A 20,674-nucleotide genomic window follows, 5' to 3' on the forward strand; every position below is an offset into this window, starting at 1 on the left:
CGGCCGTTTTTTCATTGGCGCAACACCGTCACGAAGCGGGCACGGGCGGCTCCTATACTCCGCCGCCCATGCCCTGCTCCAACGCCTTTCGCTCATCCGTCCGCCCGCCGTTCGCGAAGTCGGTCCTGCCCTGCGTCCTCGCCTCGATGTTCCTGGCGTTTTCAGCGCATGCGGCGCCGAGCGACGATCCGATCGAGGCAGCCGAGGAAATCGAGGACTTCTCGGTTCATGGGCAGGCCACCTACATCGCGCAGCGCAAGCCCTCGTTCTCGGCCGCCTACTCCGGCCCCAACAGCCTGTCGGCCGAACGCGAGCGCAGCTATTCGTTCACCTCGACCGCCTTCCTGGGCGTGCGCCTCGCGCCGCAAACCGAGCTGTACTTCAACCCCGAAGCCGTGCAGGGCCTGCCGCTGTCGCGCCTCACCGGCCTGGGCGGCCTGACCAACGGCGAGCTTCAGAAAACCGCCGGCACCTCCATCCTGGCCTACCGTGCACGGCTCTTCTTGCGTCAGACCTGGGGCCTGGGCGGCGGCAGCGACTTCGTGGAAGGCGACGCCAACCAACTCGCCAGCCGTTACGACAAGCGGCGCGTCACGCTGACGGCCGGCAACTTCGCACTGTCCGACATCTTCGACAACAGCGCCTACGCGCACGACGCCCGCACGCAGTTCCTGAACTGGTCCTTCCTCACCCACGGTGCCTACGACTTCGCGGCCGACTCGCGCGGCTACACCTGGGGCGTAGTGCTCGAATACCGCCACGACGACGACTGGACCGTGCGCGCCGGCCGCGGCATCCAGCCGCGCGAATCCAACGGATTGAAGCTCGACCACCAGTTCTTCCGCCACTACGGCGACCAGGTCGAGCTCGAACGCCGCTGGCAGGCCCAGGGCCGCCCCGGCGCGCTGCGTCTGCTGGCCTTCCGCAACGTGGCGGTGATGGGGGGCTTTCAGGACGCCCTCGACTACGCCTCGGCCAACGGCACCACGCCAGCCGTGGCCCCGGTGCGCGAGCGGCGGGTCAAGACCGGCGCGGGCATCAACCTGGAGCAGGAAGTCGCCGACGGCATCGGCGTATTCGGCCGGCTGGCGCGCAACGACGGCAAGTCCGAAACCTATGCCTTCGCCGAGATCGACCGTTCGATGTCCGTCGGCGCCGTCGTCCAAGGCGGCCGCTGGGGCCGCGCCAAGGACACCTTCGGCATCGCGGTGGCGCAGAACGGGCTCTCGCCCGAGCACCGCGACTACCTGGCCGCCGGCGGCAGCGGATTCTTCGTCGGCGACGGCCGGCTGCGCTACAAGCCCGAGACCATCGGCGAGGTTTTCTACCGCATCGCCCTGCCCAACTTAAAGAAGCTCGAGAACGCGCTCACGCTCGGCTTTCAGCACATCCGCAACCCGGCCTACAACGCCGACCGCGGGCCGGTGCGCGTGGTCTCCCTGCGGCTGCACACCGAGTTCTGAGCAGGTCCCAAGGTGCCTGAAATAATCTGACCGGGCGTCCGTTCGCGCGAGGGGCGGAATCGATCATGGCGACCAAATGCCATCTCCCACGCCCTCGTCCCGCTGGACCTTTTCTGCCCTCGACGCCAAACGCGTACCCGCCCCCGACATCGAGCCCCCGGACGCCATTCGTCCGATCCGCAATCCGCATGGACCACCCCGTATCGCCGTACTGGGCGACTTCGGTGCCAGTGCCGCCACGGACCGGCACGACAGAGGCGCGGCGCTGGCCCGCTGCCGTTCGATCCATGTCGAAGAGGGCACGCTCGACAAGACGCTCCAGCGGCTCTGCCCCCGACTGCGCCTGCCGCTCGGCGCCACGGCCGCTCCGGTGGAAGTCGTTCTGACCGGACTGGAGTCGTTCCATCCGGATTCGCTCTACAAGACGCTGGGCGTGTTCACCGTCGGGCTGTCGGCGTTGCGCCGCCGGCTCAGCAACAACCTGAGTTTTCCGACCGTTGCGGAGCAGATGCGGCACTGGAGTCGCATCGGCCGCACGCCGGCGTCCGCGCTGGCGAACCGGCGCCGGCCGCTGGGCGACGACCCCTCCGTCGATGCGCTGCTGCCGCATCTCGTGGGCCCGTTCCTCTCCCGTGTCGACACCGAATCGCAGGCCGACTGCATCGCCTGTGTCGACCTCGCCATCGCGGACACGATGCGCGCGCTGCTGCACCAGCCGGATTTCCGCCAGGCCGAGGCGCTGTGGCGCGGCGTGGGTCATCTGCTGCACGAGGCGCAGGGGGTGCAGGCGGCGCAGATCTACCTGATCGACATCGGCTTCGACGAATTCACCGCGGACCTGGGAAGCGGCGTGCGAATCGCCGACACCACGTTGTATCGCCTTCTTGCGCACCGCCCTGCCCACGAACCCGCCGGCGCCTACAGCTACATCGCCGCCTGCTACGACTTCGAGACGAGGCCTGAGCACGCGGCACTGCTGACGCGACTGTCGCGCGTGGCCGCCTGTGCCGGAGCGCCATGCATCACAGCCCTGCCGCGAAAGAGTATCGATTCCGACCCGAATCAGGCGGCCGGCTGGACATCCGCCATCGAGAAACTGGCTGCACAACCGGATGCGAGCTATCTCGCCCTGACCGACGCGTGTGCCCCCTTGCGACCGGCCTATGCGCCAGAGACCCATCCGATCGCAAGCTTCAAATTCGACGAAGCAGAAACGGGCAAGGCGGCCGCCGCCTTGTGGTGCCATCCCGCGCTGCACGCGCTGCACCTGCTCACCTCGCTCGAGCCGACTGGCAAACTTGGGTCGAGCGCCGAAGTGGCGGCCATCGACGGCACCGTGCTTCGACATAGTCTGCAAGCAACGATCGACGATCAGGGGGCCGACGGCCCTCCAGCCTGAATCCAGCGTACCCGACTCCCTTAACAACGCCGCCTTCGTGCGGCGTTTTTTTTGGCCTGTCGATCGCGGATGTTCAAAATAATTAAATCAAATCCAGATGTTTCTGCGCTTACTCCATGTGTCGAGCATCACGCATTAAGCCGAATATTGCCAATTAATCCGCACGGTCTATTGAGCGGTATATGCAGGCATGTGACATTTACTTTGCAGATGTTTCCATCTGCCCAGTAACTTCAGTGGAGTATTTATCTTGAAAACTATGTTTAAGAAAGCAAGCATCGTCGCTGCGATGGCGCTTTGTCTTGCCACGGGCGGTGAGGCGATGGCGACACCGGCCGCGATCAATCTAGGCCCGGTCAGCGGGACTGTGACCATCGAGGGCGTTGGATCCAATGGATTCGACCATTTGTTCAACTTTCAGATCGGATCGTTGAACTTATCAACGGTGGTGACGACGCTATCCATCACCCTGACCGGGAGTAACGCGGTCGTCACGGGTCTGCAGTTGTTCAATGGCAAGACCCTTTTCAGTGAATCGTTGAACTACGCGAATCAGGTCACGGGCGAGGCCAACTTCGAAAACACCGAATTAGCAACAGGGGTAATTCGGTACGACGGGACCCTCGCAACCGGCCCGTTGACCTTCGGTGCCGACTACACCCTTCGCGTCATCGGCACCGGATCTGGCACCTACACCGGCCTGCTCGCTATTAATCCGGTTCCGGAACCAGAAACTTACGCCCTGATGATCGCAGGATTGGGTATGATGGCTGCAATCGCCCGCAGAAGGCGGTCAATTGGTTGATTCGTCAACCCCCTGAACCGGTTAGCGGTGAGATTTCCAGGGCCAGAAGGGCGGACGGGACTCCAAACCTTTTGCCATGCAAGCCGCTACATCGCAAAAAGACCACGTGAGTGGTCTTTTTTTTGCCCCTTTGTCTGCATTTGCTAAAGGTTGAAACAGCCGCGGGCAAACATTTACCCGTCTGCCATATCGGGCGACGCGCCGACGATTATGCTGGCGTGTCTACTGCGCCACTTGCAAGCGCCCCGTGTTTCTGAGCGGCGTAACCAAAGAGCTCATTCACTAATTTCAGAATCACGATGGATTTGTGGGAAACCCTGAAAGCCCTCTGGGCCGCCATCCTGATGCTGGGTCGGTTTTTCGGCTGGCTGCTCGACCTGCTCCAGTAATCAGGCCGGTGCGGCCGACAAGGCGCTGTGGATCAGGGCGACACGCTCGGTCAGGGCGTCTGCCGGCGGCAGACCGGCCCGCTCCCGCTCGTACCAGTCCACGATGTCGGCGCGGCCGAGCCGGCGGTACTTGGCGATCTCGAAGTCCAGCATGCCGAAAGCCTGCGCATACGCCGGCCCGATCACGTGAAAGACCCGCATGCCAAGGTCGAGCGCACCGACGAAGCCCCGCTGCTCCAGTCGCTGGCACGCCACCGCGCCCAGGCTGAAATATGGCGCGCTCGGCAAGGCCGACAGCAGCGGCAGCACCGAGCGGTGATACACGGCGAACCAGCCATCCACCGGGCCGCTGTAGAGCCCCTCCCGCGCATCGAACGCCCGGTAGGCCGACATTTCCGGCCGCGCGCCGGTGGTGAACTCGTCCTGCCAGACATCGGCCACCAGCATGCGCAGGCCGGGGTGGCGCCGGAACAGCCGGTCGGCGCGCTGCGCGACGCCGGGCGACACCGCCACCACGTCGTCGTCGATCTGCACCACCAAGCCATGGCGTGAGGCCGCGAACAAGGGCCGGTAAGCCGCCATGCCGATGTTTCCCGGGCTGCGGCCGACGATGCGCAGCGGCATGCCGCCGGTGCGCATCGCATCGAGTTGCGTCTCGAACGTCGGGTCGGCGACGTTCAGCCAGAGCAATATTTCGAAGGGCACCGAAGTCTTGCGCACCAGCTCGGCCAGCAGCAGCCGCGCATAGACCGGGCGGTAGACGGCGATGCAGTAGGAAATCATGGCGACCTGCGCTGAAGGCAGCTTCAGGCGGCCTGCCGCGACGCCATCAGCTGCGGATATTTGGCCAACCGGAAGATGAAGCTCTGCCGGTCCACATGGCGCCAGCGCACGCCGCGCCGCATGAGCGTGTCCACCAGGTGCCAGTCCCAGGCCATCATGTCGAAGGGCAGGTCGTCGCCGAGGTGGATCTCGAACAGCTCGCGCCGGAACATCGGCTGGCCCAGGTCGATGCGGCCCGGCCGGGGCACCGGGTGGTTCAGCACCAGGCGCCCGTCGTAGCGGCAGGAGCTGTAGACGAAGCCCAGGCGCGGGTCGGCGTCGAGCGTGCGCATCAGCGGATCGGGATGGTCCGGTGTGTAGCCGTTGTCGTCGGACAGAAAGCTCAGGTATTCGCCCCGCGCCAGCCGCAGGCCCGCCGCCGCCGGGGCGATGCCCCAGTCGTTGTGGCGCTCGGGCAGCTCGTACAGGCCGATGCGCGGGTCGGCCGCCGCGTCCACCAGCACGCTGATGCGCTCCATCACCTCGGGATCGGGATGGTCGGCCACGATCAGGTGTTCGAAGTCGCCGAAGCCCAGGCGCTGCACCGAGGCGATGCACTGGCGCAGGCACTCGACGCGGTCGTAGACGGTGGTCACGATGGTCCAGCGCGGCGGGCCGCAGCGCACCGGGCGCAGCACGCGCAGGCGATCACCCGCCGCCACCTGCGACGGCGACTCCCGCGGATCGGGCGTTTCGCGCGCCACCGCCGCGAGCACGGCACCGGTGGCCGGCGCCAGCACCACGCGCCGCAGCCACACCGGCCCGCCCTGGGCGCCGACGAAAGCGAACCCGCCGGTGAGCCGCCCATCGCGCACGCGGTGCAGCAGCCGCCCCGCGCGGTAGAGCGAGAGCACGCCGTCGACGCAGACCAGCCGCAGCGCGGTCCACTCCTGCTGCGGCGGATCGAACTGGCGAAACACATGCTGGTGCCGCGCCAGGTAGGCGCGCCGCTGGTCCATGAGCAGGTGGTAGGAGTTGCTGGCCTGATCGACCTGATCGCCCTGGTGCACCTTGGCCAGCAGGCAGGCGCCGGGCGACAGGCGCACCTCGAACGACAGGTCCACCGCGTCGAAGCGGCGACGGCTCGCCAGCCCGCGCTCCAGCGCCGGGCCACGCGCGGTGCCGGGGTCGACGAGGATCTGCGGCGCATCGGCGCCGGCACCGTCGCGCACCGGGTGTACCGCGCCGCCCAGGCCCAGCCAGTCGTCGTCGAACGATGGCGCGGGTGTGCTCTCGGCCGGCGGTTCGTGTTCTTCGCCCTGCGCCACCTCGGCGACGGCGTTCGATCCCAGGCTGATGTCCATCACGACCTCCAGTCTCCTGGCATAGGTGGCGCCGGCCAGGCGAGCGGCGCAGGCGGCCTGCACCCGCGCGCGTTCTTCCGGCCGGGCGATGAAATGCGTGGCCAGCGCCACCGCCTCGTCGGCCGTGCGGAACACCGGCAGTTCGGGCACGTCGGCGCACAGGGCCTCGCGCGGCTCGCTGATCACCAGTGCACCGCAGGCCAGGGCCTCGCAGACACGCGGGTTCATGGCCGTGCCGGGCAGGCCCTGCCGGTTGTAGTGGTGGCGATCACGGAACACGTTGACCACGATGTCGCTTTGCCGATAGAGCGCCGTGGCTTCGTCGGCCGGCAGCTTGTCGGAAATGCACAGCGCGCGCAGACGCGGGTCGTGCCAGGGGCCGCCGACCACGTAGTCGAGCAGCCCGGCCTGCGCGAGCGCGGCCAGCATGCGTTGGCGCGACGGGTTGCCGCCGCCGATGAAACCCAGCCGGTACCGACGCGGCCCGGCGCCGTCGGGCGGCCGATGCAGCCCCGGCGCATAGGCCGCCGGCAGCAGGTGCGCATGGCGATGCCGTTGCAGGCTGGCCGCATCGTTGACGAACACCGTGTGAAAGCGCTGCGACCAGACCGCGGTGTCGTCCACTTCGTAGGGCTCGTCGAGCAGCCAGACCGCCGTGCGCGCCCGCCAGGCCCGGCCGCCGAAGCGCTGGGCGAAGCGCCGGCCGTGCACCACCAGGATCAGCTCGGGACGGAAGCGCTCGATGCGCGCGGCCAGCCCGGGCTCGTCCCAGTAGCCGTGTTCGGCGACCACGCCCAGGCTGTCGGCCGCCTCGCGCAGGCCGGTCTCGAAGACGGTGCCGCAAGACAGGAACCGGTAGTGCACGAAGAAGACCCGTCGCCCATCGCGTCGCGGCGCGGGCAGCGGCCGCAAACCGCCCAGCCAAGCGCCCATATCCACGCGTGGCAGCGTCGTCAGCCGGCTCGTCGCGCTCAGGTTTACCAGCGCCACGCCGCGTGCCGAACAGGCTGCGGCCAGCGCCGCGTATTCGGCGTCGATGCCTGCCAGCCTCCCGTTCAGCCGATGCCGGCCGGTGGCGGCGAAGAAATGGTGGTCGGAAAAATCCACGCCGATCAAGCCGATGCGTGCCGCGCCCAGGTGCATGGCCAGGCACACCGCCACGTAGGGCGAGTTGTCGGTGTAGTCCAGCCGGCGCGGGTCGTCCAGGCCGGTGCCGCCGCGCCGACCGAGCTCGAAACGCACCACGCGGGCATGCGGCAGGTCGAGGTCGGGCAACTGGGTGAAGACCGCTCGCGCCCAGCTGTCGACCACATGCGCATGGCGCTCCGGCGTGAATTGCCGCCGGTGGTTCACCACCACCAGGTAGTCGGGCGTGAACCGCCGGCCGACATCGTTCACCCCGATCGTGATCAGCCCGGGCGGCAGCGCCCGCGCCCCGGGCCAGTCGCCGAGCGATGCGCCGCAGCCGCAGACGACGACCGTCGCGCCGCGATGCCGGTCGCGAAAGGCGGCGAAGCTGGTCGGCAAGGCGTCGCGGGCTATCGTCATCGCCGTGCTCAGTTGTCGATGGTGACCAGGTTGGCCGCCGCCTCGAACTCGCCTTTGCGCGTGATGAACCACAGCTTGGCCCGCTCCATGCGCTGCGCCAGGTTGCCCACCGCCGTCGCCCGGTTGGCCACCATGGTTCCGTAGAACTCGGACCGCGGCTCTTCGGTGAAGCTGTTGCCGGCGAAGGCGATCAGCCCGGCCGCCAGCAGATGGTCGTGCCCGCTGAAGCTGTTGCCCTGCAGCGTGGCCGATTCGAAGATGCCCTCCTCCACCCCTTCGGCCAGGCGCTTGACCATGGTCTCGCCGATGCCCAGCAGCGCCACGCTGTTGTCGCTGAAAAACAGGCGCGAGGCGTCGACCACGAGCGGCCGGCCGACGAGGCGCTCGCGCACCACGGGAATCAGGTCGCGCCATTGCGCCGGATCCAGCGGATCGCCGTAGAAGCTCACCATGCCCTCGAAGCGGTTGCGGGCGATCTGGTTGTCGCCCGCGAGCTGGTCGAAGATGGCGGCCACGCCCGGCTTGTCAGAAACCCCTGCGGCGAACACGCAGTCTTGCACCCGCAGCCGCCGCACGCCTTCGGCCCGCAGGCAGGGCTGGGCCGGCGCGCCTACCGCCTGCAGGCTCACGTGCGACAGGCTCAGCTCGCCGATCTCGGCCAGCATCAGCCCGCGCTCGCCATGCAGCTCGATCACCAGGTCGGCGAAGTCGAGCGCCGCGAACCGCCGCAGCGTGATCGGCTTGCCCAGCGACACCCGCGAGGCCTGGCCGCAGCCGTGGAGCGACAGCCGCGCCTGCGAACCGCCTTCCACCTCCAGCTCATCGATGACATGGTGGCCCGGCATGAAGCACAGGCAGAGCTGGCCCTTGGCGCCGGTGAGCAGGCCGCGCAGCACCTCGGACTTCAGATCGGGCACGTCGCCGTTCGGACCCACGGTGATCTCGCAGGCCGCCACCGCCCGGCCGCCGCCGCCCACGGTGGCCGGCTGCACCACGCCGGCATTGAAGGCGATGCGCTGCAACGGCTGGCCGTCGTGGTCGAGCAGTTCGGCGCTCACCCGCTGCAGCGCATCGGTGCCGAGCTGCCAGGCCACACCGGCGATGCCGTCGGCGCCGGTGATCGCCGGGTTGGCACCGGTCAGGGCGCCGCCGCCTTCTTCCACGGCAAAGCGCACCGCGGCGCCGGCATGGCCCACGTCCGCATGCGAGACCCGCACCTCCAGCCGATGCGGCAAGGGCTGGCCGGCCGGCGCTTCCTGCCCGTCACCCGCCAGGTGGTACAGGCCGAGCGAGGCGGTGGCGCAGAAGACCAGCGTCTGCCCCGGCAGCGGCAGGCCGTAGCTGTCGCACAGGCTGGCGCGCACGCGCTGGAATCGCGCCGGCGCCGCTGCGCCCGGGCCCAGCGCCCAGCGGCATTCGGCCATGCCGTGCTCGTCGGTGCGGGTGTCGAAATACATGGCCGACAAGGCGGTGTCGTCGACCTCGCCGCCGATGCCGCCGCCGCCGCTTTCCACCTCGAACAGAATGCGCGCGCCCGGCAGCGGCACGCTGGCCCGCGCCACCCGCAGCGCCAGCGGCTGCGGCAGCACGGCGCCGGGCGCGGCGTCCTGGCCGTCGCCGGACACATAGAACAGCTGCCGCAGCGAGGCCAGCGGCGCGAAGACCTCGCGGCAGTCGGCCACCACCGTCACCGCGCCCGTCGAATCGACCTCGACGATGCCCAGCCGGCAATACGCGTCGGCGATGCCCGCAGGCGGACAGGCCAGCGGATCGCCGTCGGCGTCCTTCGGCCATTCGACATCGGCGGTCACGGTGCGTGCCGGAATCAGCCAATAGTCGCCGCTGCGGTAGTGGCCGCCCGGCTCGAAGCGGACCTGCACGCCCTCCTCCAGCTCGATCCAGCCGCCTTCGACCACCGGCAGCGCCAGCGCGCCGGCGGCTGGCCGGTGGTCCCAGCGGCGCAGCAGCGGATGGCGCGACGGGTCGCGGCCGGTGGTGCCGCCGGGCACGCCCTGCAGCACGAGTTCGAGCTCGTCGTCACCATCCGCCAGGTATTCGAGCAGCACGCCGTGGCGCTGGCCGAGTTCGCTGTCGTCGTCGCACAGCTCCACGCGGTCGTGCGGCGCCAGGTCCAGGTTGGCGTCACGGCCGCGCGCGGCCAGGCGCACCACGGTGCGGTTGGCCGCCGTGTCGACCTCGACGGCCAGCACCCCATAGGCCACCGAGCCGTTCTCGCGCGACCACTTGAAACTCGCCTGCGCGCCGCCCGGACCCCCCGCCTGGTGCACCTCCACCCGATAGAGCTGGTTCTCCAGACGGCGGTAGCCGGCGGTCGCCGCGATTTCGCACAGGTTGGCCGCCGCCAGCTGTGGCTCGGCGCGCGCCGCGAGCTTCGGGCCAGGCGCGTTCACCAGCGCGGTCCAGGCCGCCACCTCGTCGGCGCAGTCCCAGTCGAACGGGCTGCCCACCACCAGCGGCAGGGCGCGCACCTGCGCCACGGTGCGGGCGCGGGTGGCCGTGTCCGGGCCGCCCAGCGCCACCTCCAATATCTCCGGCGCCTCCAGGGCCGACACATGGCGCTGCCAGGCGTCGAGGTAGACCAGCCAGGCGCCCGGCGCGAGCCGCTCGCCCGCGCCGCCGTCGGGCTGGTGGGCGTAGCCGGTCCAGTCGTCGAGCTCGCACAGCAGGCCGTCGAGCCAGCAGCGCCCCGGCCCGATCGACAGCCCCGCCGCCGGCAGCGCCACCGTCTGCGCGGCGGGTGTTCCGCTGTCGAGCCGCAGTGCCACGCCGGCGTCGCCCACCGCCCAGACCGCGTCGCCATCGCTCGCCGACAACCCGCGCAGCGGGGTGTCGACCCCCACGTCGATGCGGCTCCAGTGCGCGCCACCGTCGAGCGTGTAGAGCACCGTACCGCGGTCGCCCGCCGCCCAGCCTTCGAGCGGATCGCGAAAGACGATGGCGTGCAGCGTGGCATCCGACGGCGTGGCGCAGGGCAGCCAGCTCTGGCCGGCGTCGGTGCTGCGCAGCACGGTGCCGCCCTGCCCCGCCGCCCACAGGAGGTTGGTGCCGATGCCGGCCAGCGCCTGCAGGTGCGCGGTGGTGCCGCTGTCCTGGCGCAGCCAGGTGTGACCGCCGTCGGTGCTGCCGTAGATGGCGCCCCGGCGCCCCACCGCCACCCCTTCGAAGGCGTCGATGAAGCGCACCGCGAACAGCGCATCGGGCCGCTCGGCGTCGGTCACCGCCTGACGCCAAGTGGCACCGCCATCCTCGGTGGCGACGACCGTGCCGCCGTCGCCCACCGCCCAGGCGCGGTCGGCGCCGAAGGCGGCCACGCCGCGCAGGTCGCGCAGGGTGCCGGCCTCGCGTGCAGTCCAGGTCTGGCCCTGGTCGCCGGTCTTGCGCAGCAGCCCGCCCTCGCCCACTACCCAGCCCACGCCGCCGGCCTGAGCCGCCGCGTACGGATGGGCCACGCCGAGCAGGTCGGCCGGCAGCCAGTCGGCGCCGGCGTTGGCGGTGTGCAGCAGCAGGCCGTCTTCGGCCAGCACCCAGGCCACGTTGGGATTGAGCGCCAGCACCGCCAGCGCGCGGGTCTCGGCCCGCAGGGCGTAGCCGGCAGCGTCCACCGGCATGCCCGCCGGCCCGATGGCGTCGCGGGCGAAACGCTCGCTGCGGTAACGGCTGAGATCGGCCTGCTCGTTCCAGTCGGCATCGGTGACGACCCGGCCCTGCTGCAGCCGCACCGCGCTGTAGTGCGCGGCGGGCCGGAAGCTCTCGCGTGAAAAATCGCCCTTCATGGCTTGTCTCCCTCAGGTGGATGTGTAGACGCCGGCCTCCAGCCCGAGGCGCAGGTATTCGTCGAGTGCGGCGCGCAGATTGGCTTCACGCTGCGGCTGCTTCAGGAATTCAAAGGCGCCCATCTCGGCGCCGCTTTCGGCGCCCTGGCGGATCTGCGCCGCGCAGCGCGACTCCAGCTGGCCGAAGCCGGGGTCGTTGACCTCGCGCGACACGAACAAGGGCTTGATCGCCGCGCGCAACTCGGCTGCCAGCGCTGCCTCCTCGCCCGGCGCCGGTACCCGGCCGGCCAGCGCCGCCGCCTCGCGCAAGGCGGTCAAGCGGGTCTCCACCGCCAAGTCCGGCTGGCAGCGGTAGCGCCGGGGCACCCGTGAGCCTTCGGGCACGAAGCAAAAGCGCACGCAGCCCACCTGGCGCCGTTCTGCCAGCACCGGCGCACAGAAGATGCAATCGGTGGCGCTCACCGACAGCGCGAGCACCGCGCCGAAGAAGCTGCTGCGCGCGGTGTCCAGCGCGGTCTGCGGCGCGTCCAGGCTCACGTCGGGCGAGCCGCCGCCTTCGCTGTCGACACCCACGATGCTGTCGGCCACCGACACCCCCGCGATCGGCGCGGGCACGCTTACCAGGCCGCAGATGCTGTGCGCCAGCGTCACCCGCAGCCGCTCGTTGCCCGACTGCACCGTCAGCGCGCCGAAGCCCGGCAGCAGCGTGCAGTGCGACACCGCCAACGCGCCCAGGTGACCGGGCGCCACGGTGAGATGGCCTTCGAGCATCAGCCCGTTGATGCAGCAGCTGCCGGCATGGGCCGAGCCGGCCGGCGCGGTGCCGCGCACCACCAGCTCGCCGGCGAAATGCGCCCGCACCTGGCGCGCGTCGAAGCGGCCGGGCCGCCGACGCAGGTCGCCCGGCACGCTGCCGGCCACCGCCTCCAGCGGCCAGCTGCCGGCCACGATCAACAGGCGCGAGCCTTCGGCGATCTCGATTTCCAGCGGCTGCGACGGGCTGGCGTAAAGATCGGTGGCGGCATCGAGTTCGCTCAGGCTGTCCATCAGCACGATCACGCCCACGCTGCCGGCTGGCTGCTGGTTCCAGGCGTCGACCGCGTCGCGTAGCGAGCCGAAGACACGCCCGGTCGGCGCGCCCGGGTCGGCTGGCACCAGCCGCGACACACCCGCCTGCCACACGCCGGGGTCGAAGAAGCCGCCGCTGTCGCCTGCGCCCTCCACTTCGCCCGCCAGCTCGCCGCCCAGGTTCAGGTTGAGCTCGCGTACCGCCTGCGAGCGGTCGTGCGGACCGGCGCCCAGGTCGCCCGAGAAACCGTAGCTGTGCTGCACCCACACCTCGGCCACGTGGAGCGTGGGCGCGAAGGCGAGCCGGCCGCGTTCCACGTCCAGCGCCACGGCGCGTGGCGCGGGTGCGACCAGCAAGATCTCGTCGGGCAGGCTGCAGAGATGGATGTCCTCGCGCAGCACCTCCTGCGGGCTGGTTTCGCCGACGAGCCGCACCCACAGGCGCAGCACCGGGTCCACCTCGGTCATGAAGCGCGGCCGCGGCGCCGCGATGCGCTGCGGCTGCGCGGCCAGGCGGCGCAGGCTTTCGAGCTCGGCGTGCAACGCCAGTCGACGCAGCGGGCCGGGCACGTTGTCCTCCTCGGCCAGGTGATCGATGCCGGGCTCGGTGCGCGGCCGGTTGAACAAGGGCGCATCCAGCCCCGCCGGATGAATGCTCCACCAGCCGCCCAGCCGGCGTGCGCTGACGAAATCCGGCGCTGCATCGGCCGGCGTGCCGGTGCCGAGCGCATAGCTCGTCAGACGCCACACGAACAGGCCCACGTTCATGATGTTGTAGCGGCCGCCACGCGTCGCGGCATGGCGCACGTCGGCGCTGTGGGCGAAGGTGTCGAAGGCACTCGCCGCGAGTTCGGCCGAAGCCGCGTCGCGCAGGCAGGCGGTGGCCGGCACGCGCAGCCGCAGGTGGTTGAGATGCTGGGTGGTGGCCAGCCGCTGGAAGAACTCCACCACCCGCGTCGGCCAGCCGGTGGTGTCACGGGCGAGCTGCTCCAGCACCATGGCCGTGCCCTTGCGGCGGCGGTAGGCGATGGTGTTGGCCACGTAAGCCCGCGCGCTCACGCCGGCCGCCGCAATCGCGTGGATCGGCCGGGCGCCGAGCAGGTCGCCGATATAGGGCACCACCCATTCGTCGCAGGTCTCGATGAACCAGTTGTCGTACAGGTCCTCGGCCTCGTCCTCGATGCGCTCGAGTTCTTCCTCGATGGTGCCGAGCAGCGCGCGCAGCGGCTGGCCCTGCTCGGCGTCGCGCACCCGGTAGACGGCCGGCAGCAGGCGGTAGAGGCGTTCGGGTTCGAGGCGGCTCATGGCGTCATCTCCACCAGGTCGAGGGCGGCCGGGTTGATCAGCAGCAGCTCGGCGGCCGACACCGCGCGCCGTGCGGCGTCCCAGCGCGCGCCGAAGCACGGCACCGCCACCGGCTCGGCCACGGCAGCCGGCGGTGAGGCGTCGGTGTAGGGCAGCAGCTCGTCCAGGTCCACCGCCACCACGCCGGGCACGGTGTGCATCAGCGCGATCACCTCGGCGGCGGTGACCGACTGGCCGAGCCCGCGCGCCTCGAATCCGAAGGCCTGCAGCAGCGTGGCCGACACCGCGTCGAGCACCTCCGCCGCCACCCTTCGCGGGTCGGTCGCCACCCGGGCGCGGCAGCTGAAATAGCGCGGCAGATAGGCCAGCGCGATGAAGCGCTGGGCGGTGTCGCCGGCCGCGCGCATCGACAGCCGCAGGTTGGCCAGCACCTCCGCGCCCGGCGGCCCGCCCGTGGCGCCGGCCACCGTCACCACCACGCGCGTGGCGCCGTCGATCCACAACAGGTCGGCGCGGGCCTTGCCGATGCCGGGCCAGGCGCGGGCGAAGTCCTCGTGGTCCGACAGCGACACGATGCGGTCGAAGGTGAGCAACGTGAGCGGCGCGCTGCGGCGGGCGTCGGCCAGCCGCTCCGGGCCTTCCGCGCCGGTGGCCGGCACCGGGTTGCTCACACCGCGAAGGCCCAGCGGCATGGCACGCAGCATGGTCAGCGTGCCGGCGGCCACCTCGCCGTCCGGGCCGATGCCGCTGCGGTAGCGGGCGCTGATGTTGGCAGAGCCGGTCGGCAGTCGCGCGCCCTGCACGCCGTCGCCGAAGACCAGTTCCATGCGGGCGTCGTCGTCGATGGCGGTGCTGAAGACCGCGCCGTCGGCCGGCTGGCCGTAGAGCGCCGTCACCTCGTCCCAACGCACGCCGCCCACCCGCACTTCGAGCGTGCTGCGCACGCCGCGATCGGTGGGCGCCGAGACGAAGGTCGTCGGCGGCTTCTTGAGCGTGAAGCGCTGGTTGGGCAGGGAGGCATCGCCGTTGCCGAGCAGCTCGGTGACCGTCTCGCCGTGCGTGGCCGGCACCACGTTGGCGCTGATCGCCAGGCCGCGCCGCCCATAGCCGTAGACCAGGCCCTGGCGCAGCAGCAGCGTGCTGCGGCCGTCGGCGTGCACCACGTCGGCGATCACCGCGATCTCGGCCACCTGCACGCCAGGCAGGTCCACCCGCTCACCCATCAGCGCCACCGGCTGGCCGGCGACCAGGCCGAGCACCATGCGGTCGAGTTCGATGGCGGTATCGCCGGCGGCCACGGGTGTGTCGATCGGCAGGTCGGCCAGCGCTAGGCGGCGGCTGGCGACGTGCGCCGTAGTGCTGCGAAACGGGTAGGTGTCGTTGGGCTTGGGGTCGAGCAGCTGGCCATCGTCGCCGGCCAGCCGCAGGCCGAGCGCGCGGCCCGACAGGCCGTAGTCGGCGCGCGAAGCCTCGCGCACGTCGAACACGGTGTAGGCCCGCGCCCGGGTGCCGGCGTCGGGTGCGTCGAACACCACCCAGCCGGCGCGCGACACGTCCGGCACGGGCCGTTCCAGGTAGACGTGGTGCGGCGCCAGCGCGTCGGTGCTGCCCTGGGAGTCGGTCCAGATGTTGCGCGGTGCCGCACCGACGCCGGTATCGCCCGGATCCCAACCCTGCGCATAGGCCTCGCCGTGGACCAGATTGCTGCCCTTGGGCAGCACCGCCCATTTGGGCGCGTTGTGGCCGAAAAACCCGATGCGGGCGCCAAAGGCGAAAGCCCCCGGCGGCGGCGCCACCGGGGTGCTGGCGGGCACCGGCGCCGGAGCCGGCGCGGTGTTGGCGCCGATCGCGCGCACCAGGCTGTCGCGGTGCCAGCCCTGGATGCCGATCATGGCCTGCAGGTCGCGCTCCCGCCACGCTTGGCCCACGACCGTGGTGGCCAGCGAATGGCCGGTGAAGGGCACGGCTGTGATCTGCGCCCGGGCAAAACTCAACACCGGTTTGCGTGTGTACGGCACCACCGCCGGATTGGCCGGTGGCGGCGCGGCATGGCCGGGTTCGGGCAGCGGCTCCAGGTCGATACGCACCCGCTTCAGCGTGGCCTCGGGCACCGCCGCCACCACCCGCAGGATCAGCTTGGACAGGCTCTCGCCGCGTCGCCCCACGAACAGCAGCAGGTCGCCACGCGCCAGTTGCGCGACACCGCCGGTCGATTCGTTGAAGTACACCGTGCCCACTTCCAGCGCGTCCACCGTGGCGTCTACCACGAGCGCCGGGTCGAGCCGGAACAGGCTGGCGCTGACCAGCCCGGTGTGCAGCCGGGGCGTGGCTGGCGGAAACCCGCCGGCCGGCCCGAGCAGCGCCAGCACCAGCCGCGTGGTGCCGGCCTCGGTGCCGGGCACTTCCAGCACTGCGATGTCGGCCGGGCGCAGCAGGCGCGGACGCAGCTCGTTCCATTCGGCACGCGCCGTGATCTCCGCGCCAGTCTCGAACACCTGCGGCAGCTTGCCCTGCGGCGGCACGCTCTGCACCGGCAGGCCGGCGGCCAGGGTGCAGACGCCCGGCGCGCCCGGCGCGTCTTCCACGGTAAAGGCCAGGTGGGTGGCCGCCGCCACGCCCGGGTTGAGTTCGTAGCCAACCGCCCGCGCCAGTTCCAGCACCGAGCGCCGCTCGGTCGCGGTGCGCAGATAGCCTTCGTTGGCGATGCGCTCCTGGTAGAAGGTCAGCACGTCGGCCACGCAGGCCGAAGCGTCGATCAGCGCGATGGCAGGGTCGTCCGGCGCGCGGCTGAGCAGCCGGGCCAGAGGCCGAGCCGAGCCGGCGTCGGCCTCGTCGGCGCGGCGCAGCGGCAGGCTTTGCAGCATGCGGGCGTAGAAACCGGGCTGGGTGTCGATGCGGTAGCGCAGCGCCGGCAAGCCGGGGTCGTTGCGCACCGCGCGCGGGCCGGCGATGTCTTCGCAGCAGTGGCAGCCGTCGAGCGGATCGGAGCTGTCGGTCATGGCGTACCTGCGCTTTCCACGTCGAATCGGATGCGGCCGTTTTCCGGCGCATTGGGGTCGTTGTCGAGCCGGGCGATTTCCAGCCGCGCCATCGCGATGCGCCCGCTGGCCAGCTCGCCCGCCGGATGGCGCCCCAGGCGCTGGAAACGCGTGGTGCGCACATAGGCCACGCCCGGCACCGCCATGGCCGCGGCCACCAGCGAGCTCAGGTAGACCGGCTGGCCGAAACTGAAGCGGTCGGCATGGAAGAAACCGGTGTCGCCCGCCGCGCCACCCAGCCGCCCCGCGCTGAACACCCGCAGCAGCCGCCGCTCCACGTCGGCCGCGAAATAACCGGGCAAGGTGCACACGTGCAGCCCGATGTCCAGCGCCACGTAGCTCGGCGCGTCGATCTCCACGTCGTGCCCCGCCAGCCGAAAGCGTTCGACGAAGTCGAGCAGCGCCGACTCCTCGGCTGCCGGCAGCGCCGCTTCGCCGCGCCGGTCCACGCTGATGAACAGGGTGTGCCAGCTGCCGGTCCAGCGCCGGGTGGCGACCGCCCGTTGCACGCCCGGCGCGCGCTCGGCCACCGCCGCGTAGTCGGCCGGTGTCACGGCACGCTCCTGCCTGCGAAAGGCGTGCGGCGCGTCGAGCCGCGCCTTCTGCACCGACAGCCCGTCGACCCCGCCGCGCGCCGGCAAGGGGTTGCGCACCCGCAGCACGTCGCCGGCCCAGGGCGCGACCACATGGGCGATGGCTTCGGCACCCACATTGCCGGCCACGCCGTTGCCCACCCGCAGCCGTGCCACCAGCGTTTCAGCCTCGGCGGGCGCCCGGCCGTTCACGCCGTCGCCGAAACGCAGCACCGCGCGGCCCCGGTTCTCGGTTTCCACCACGTAGTCGTAAGCGCCCCGGTCGCTGGTCAGCAGGTCGCGCCGTGCCGTCCAGCGGCGCTGGTCGCGCTGGCTGCGCACGTCGAGCGCCGGCCGCACGTCGGCGAAGGCGGACACGTCCGACGGCGGCAGCTCGTCGAGCGCGACGGCGCCGGCGGCGGGCGCATCGGCATCGAGCAGCACCAGCGCGCCGTCGCGCAGCCGGGTGCGGGCCTGCTGGGTGAGCGGCGTGATCAGGCTGTCGTCGAGCGCGCAGCGCGGCGCGCGTCGCCCGGGCAGGCGGCGCAGGGTCACGTCGCGCGACGCGCTGCGGCCATGGTCGGCCAGCGCCACGTTGGCACAGCCGCCGGCCAGGTCGCGGTGCATCGCGCCGCCGATGCGCCTCGACAGGCAGAGGTCGAAGGTCAGCGCATCGGCCTCGGCCCAGGTAATCTCCACGTAGGGCTGGCCGGTGACCGGATCCCTCCGCACCGAGGGCGCGGCGCGGGCACCGGCGCCGGGCGAGGATTCGGGATCCACCCGGGTCAGCCGCACCACCTGGCGCTGGCGGTGGTCGGCGTCGGCCGCCTCGCCGGTGGTGGGACTGGCCAGCGATTCGAGCAGCACCAGGTCACCCACGCGCAGCCGCAGCGGATCGGCCTCGTCGTCGCGCAGGAAGGCGCTGGTGGCGCCTTGCGGCAGGCAGCAGTCCTCGTCGCTCCAGGTGTGAAAACGCAGCCGGTTGTGCGCGGCGTACACGGTCAGCGGATGGACCAGCTCGAAGCAGCGGGCGCCGGCGTCGAGCGCAGCCCGGGCGGCGTCGGCGTTCAGGCCGGTGGGCAGGCTGGGCGTGCGGGTGAGCAGCTGCGCGCCGCCCAGGCCGGTGTCGGGGTCGCAGCCGGCGAGCGTCTGGCCGTCGGCCGCCGGCGCCACCTCCAGCGCCACCCAGGTGCGGGCGTTGCAGCCGTCGTGCAGCGGGTAGTCGAGCAGCCGGGTGTGGCGCCGCACCGATACCCGCTGGCGCGCGGTGCCCAGCGTCGATTCGGTGGCGACCGCGTCCTGCAGATAGGCCAGCTCGTCGGCGCGAAAGGCCACCGCCTCGGCCAGCGTCACCATCAGATCCGCCGGGTTGCGTTCGCGCCAGCCGGGCATCAGCACCGACATGCGGTCGAGCAGCAGCCGCCGAAAGCCCGCGTAATCGCGCGCCAGGTAGTCGATGGCCGGCGGCGCGGGCGTTCGCGGAACGCAGTCGGATTCGGTGCGGCAGTCGAAGTCGCTCGGGCAGTCGACCTTGAAGCTGAAGGCGATCTGCGCCAGCGCCGGATCGATACCCTCGGGCGGCGCCGGCTGGCCGGGCCCGGCGACCAGCCGCAGCGTGTAGCGCGAGAAGTCGCCGGCGGCGGCCACGTCCACCAGCATCACCTCGCCGGCCCACTCCACGTGCGTCACCTGGGGGTCGCGCACCCGCACGCCGCCGCGAATCTCCAGGTTGACCTCGCCCAGCGGCTCGGCCGGCACGCTCTCCAGCGGATGCACGAAATGCACTTCGAGCCGACGATGGCCCGGCGCCACTTCGAGAAAGTGGATGCCGTTGAGCAGGCGGGGCGGCTCCTGCAGCGCGGCCTCGCGCAGCGCCTGCACCCGCCCGGGCGTGTCGCAGAAATATTGATGTGCGCCGCTCATGCGATGGCTCCGGTGGCATGGGCGAAAGCGGCGCTGCCCGAGGCCTGGGTGCGCAGCACGGTGTAGCGCACCAGCACCGACAGCGTGGAGTCCTCGTTGGCCGTCTGCACCTCGTCGATGCGCAGCAGATGGCCCAGCCACTGCTGCAGCGCGCCCTGCACCAGCACCTGCAAGGTGGCGGTGAGTTCGTCGCTGTTGGGCGCGAACACCAGCTGCAGCAGGCCGCAGCCGAAGTCGGGCCGCATCACGCGCTCGCCGGGCACGGTGAAGAGCACCTGCTCGATGAGCTGGCGGATGTAGGTGTCTTCATCGTCGGGCTCGGCGCTGCGGCCTCGGCCGTCGATGCGATAGGGAAAGGCGGCATGCATGGTGGCGGGCTCCTTTCGGTATGGCGTTGGGCTTCTTTTCAGCTGCCGATCACACGTGTCTGCGCCATCACCGGCAGCAGTGGCGTGCCGGTGGGTGTGCAGAGCGCCTGGCTGTCCATCAGCACGGCCGGCTGGCCGGCGACCAAGACCCGGGTCGCCGCCACCACCCATTGCGCGGTGACGCAGGGCCCGTTGCCGGCCGGCGGCACGAAGGCGCAGCCGGCGACCATGTAGGGCGCGGCCATGGTCGCCACCGGCTGGCCCGACACCAGCACCCGCGGGTTGGGCGCGGCGGGCATGGCCTGGCCGCCGTGGGCGCAGAGCACCGTGGCGCCGAGGTGGAGCAGCGGGCCGGGCATGGTCAGACCACGGTCAACGCACCGGCGTTGACGGTGACGGTGGGGCCGGTCATCACGATCGAGGCGCCCTTGCCGTTCTGGATGTAGATGCCGGTATCGTTGACGATCAGCGTCGCGCCGGTCGCGCTCTTGAGCATGATCCCGCCGGTCGGCCCGGGCAGGTCGCTGATGGTCAGGCCGTTCTGCAGCGGGGTCTGCAGCTTGATCGCCGACAGCCCCGGCGGCGTGGCCCGGGCGAGCGCGGGAACCTCGGCGGCGCTGCCCCAGAAGCAGCCGACCCAGATCGGATAGTCCGGGTCGCCCTGCTCGAACTCCACCCACACGCCCGAGCCGATGAGCGGCAGCGCCACCATGCCGTTCTGGATGCCCGCCACCGGCACGCAGGGCATGGCCCAGGTCGCCGGCAGCAGCCCGGCCACGTCGGGCACCTGTACCTGCAGCCGCATCATCTGCATCGGGTCGATGTTGTTGAGCACCATGCCGCGGTACTTGCCGTAGAACCTGTCGCTCATCGATG

General features: G+C 70.9%; 12 protein-coding genes. 3 read left to right on the plus strand and 9 right to left on the minus strand.

Features of this window, described 5'->3' with window-relative positions:
• Positions 1-68: 68 nt before the first annotated feature.
• The 3 genes from R9X41_RS12620 to R9X41_RS12630 all read left to right on the plus strand — a co-directional run bounded on the left by R9X41_RS12620 (position 69) and on the right by R9X41_RS12630 (position 3,667).
• Positions 69-1,463: a carbohydrate porin gene (locus R9X41_RS12620; RefSeq protein ID WP_318630812.1), complete on the plus strand. Its 1,395-nt coding sequence runs from the start codon at positions 69-71 to the stop codon at positions 1,461-1,463.
• Positions 1,464-1,539: 76 nt separating this feature from the next.
• Positions 1,540-2,862, plus strand: coding sequence for a type VI secretion system contractile sheath domain-containing protein (locus R9X41_RS12625; protein ID WP_318630813.1), 1,323 nt, complete (start codon positions 1,540-1,542; stop codon positions 2,860-2,862).
• A gap of 259 nt (positions 2,863-3,121) precedes the next feature.
• Complete coding sequence (locus R9X41_RS12630; protein ID WP_318635217.1) at positions 3,122-3,667, plus strand: FxDxF family PEP-CTERM protein; 546 nt, start codon at positions 3,122-3,124, stop codon at positions 3,665-3,667.
• A 389-nt stretch (positions 3,668-4,056) separates the two neighbouring features.
• Here the strand turns inward: R9X41_RS12630 and R9X41_RS12635 are convergent, their stop codons facing one another.
• The 9 genes from R9X41_RS12635 to R9X41_RS12675 are packed head-to-tail and all read right to left on the minus strand — an operon-like array spanning position 4,057 to position 20,669.
• On the minus strand, positions 4,057-4,839 hold the full coding sequence (locus R9X41_RS12635) for a hypothetical protein (protein ID WP_318630814.1): 783 nt from the start codon (positions 4,837-4,839) through the stop codon (positions 4,057-4,059).
• Between the two features lie 23 nt (positions 4,840-4,862).
• Positions 4,863-7,730, minus strand: coding sequence for a glycosyltransferase family protein (locus R9X41_RS12640; RefSeq protein ID WP_318630815.1), 2,868 nt, complete (start codon positions 7,728-7,730; stop codon positions 4,863-4,865).
• Positions 7,731-7,738: 8 nt separating this feature from the next.
• Positions 7,739-11,524, minus strand: coding sequence for a DUF6519 domain-containing protein (locus R9X41_RS12645; protein ID WP_318630816.1), 3,786 nt, complete (start codon positions 11,522-11,524; stop codon positions 7,739-7,741).
• A gap of 12 nt (positions 11,525-11,536) precedes the next feature.
• Positions 11,537-13,897 (minus strand): hypothetical protein, encoded by a 2,361-nt coding sequence (locus R9X41_RS12650; RefSeq protein WP_318630817.1) that lies wholly within the window; start codon positions 13,895-13,897, stop codon positions 11,537-11,539.
• Positions 13,894-16,896, minus strand: a complete 3,003-nt coding sequence (locus R9X41_RS12655; RefSeq protein WP_318630818.1) for a baseplate J/gp47 family protein — start codon at positions 16,894-16,896, stop codon at positions 13,894-13,896. The genes R9X41_RS12650 and R9X41_RS12655 overlap by 4 nt, the downstream gene beginning before the upstream one ends.
• Positions 16,893-19,430, minus strand: a complete 2,538-nt coding sequence (locus tag R9X41_RS12660; protein ID WP_318630819.1) for a putative baseplate assembly protein — start codon at positions 19,428-19,430, stop codon at positions 16,893-16,895. The genes R9X41_RS12655 and R9X41_RS12660 overlap by 4 nt, the downstream gene beginning before the upstream one ends.
• A complete protein-coding gene (locus R9X41_RS12665) occupies positions 19,427-19,798 on the minus strand; it encodes a GPW/gp25 family protein (RefSeq protein WP_318630820.1) in 372 nt (123 codons plus the stop codon). Before R9X41_RS12665 ends, R9X41_RS12660 begins: the two co-directional genes overlap by 4 nt.
• A 38-nt stretch (positions 19,799-19,836) precedes the next feature.
• The gene (locus R9X41_RS12670; RefSeq protein WP_318630821.1) at positions 19,837-20,157 is read right to left on the minus strand and encodes a hypothetical protein; all 321 of its coding nucleotides are present in this window, start codon (positions 20,155-20,157) and stop codon (positions 19,837-19,839) included.
• A gap of 2 nt (positions 20,158-20,159) precedes the next feature.
• Positions 20,160-20,669 (minus strand): phage baseplate assembly protein V, encoded by a 510-nt coding sequence (locus tag R9X41_RS12675; protein WP_318630822.1) that lies wholly within the window; start codon positions 20,667-20,669, stop codon positions 20,160-20,162.
• Positions 20,670-20,674 lie beyond the last annotated feature (5 nt).

This window comes from Xylophilus sp. GOD-11R, assembly GCF_033546935.1.
Lineage (GTDB): Bacteria > Pseudomonadota > Gammaproteobacteria > Burkholderiales > Burkholderiaceae_C > Xylophilus.

What these genes read in the sequence shown, in the direction of transcription:
- R9X41_RS12650 (WP_318630817.1), bottom strand. Translation starts at nt 13,897, where the DNA reads ATGAGCCGCCTCGAACCCGAACGCCTCTACCGCCTGCTGCCGGCCGTC.
- R9X41_RS12625 (WP_318630813.1), top strand. Translation starts at nt 1,540, where the DNA reads ATGCCATCTCCCACGCCCTCGTCCCGCTGGACCTTTTCTGCCCTCGAC.
- R9X41_RS12670 (WP_318630821.1), bottom strand. Translation starts at nt 20,157, where the DNA reads ATGCCCGGCCCGCTGCTCCACCTCGGCGCCACGGTGCTCTGCGCCCAC.
- R9X41_RS12655 (WP_318630818.1), bottom strand. Translation starts at nt 16,896, where the DNA reads ATGACCGACAGCTCCGATCCGCTCGACGGCTGCCACTGCTGCGAAGAC.
- R9X41_RS12620 (WP_318630812.1), top strand. Translation starts at nt 69, where the DNA reads ATGCCCTGCTCCAACGCCTTTCGCTCATCCGTCCGCCCGCCGTTCGCG.
- R9X41_RS12630 (WP_318635217.1), top strand. Translation starts at nt 3,122, where the DNA reads ATGTTTAAGAAAGCAAGCATCGTCGCTGCGATGGCGCTTTGTCTTGCC.
- R9X41_RS12675 (WP_318630822.1), bottom strand. Translation starts at nt 20,669, where the DNA reads ATGAGCGACAGGTTCTACGGCAAGTACCGCGGCATGGTGCTCAACAAC.
- R9X41_RS12660 (WP_318630819.1), bottom strand. Translation starts at nt 19,430, where the DNA reads ATGAGCGGCGCACATCAATATTTCTGCGACACGCCCGGGCGGGTGCAG.
- R9X41_RS12645 (WP_318630816.1), bottom strand. Translation starts at nt 11,524, where the DNA reads ATGAAGGGCGATTTTTCACGCGAGAGCTTCCGGCCCGCCGCGCACTAC.
- R9X41_RS12665 (WP_318630820.1), bottom strand. Translation starts at nt 19,798, where the DNA reads ATGCATGCCGCCTTTCCCTATCGCATCGACGGCCGAGGCCGCAGCGCC.
- R9X41_RS12635 (WP_318630814.1), bottom strand. Translation starts at nt 4,839, where the DNA reads ATGATTTCCTACTGCATCGCCGTCTACCGCCCGGTCTATGCGCGGCTG.
- R9X41_RS12640 (WP_318630815.1), bottom strand. Translation starts at nt 7,730, where the DNA reads ATGACGATAGCCCGCGACGCCTTGCCGACCAGCTTCGCCGCCTTTCGC.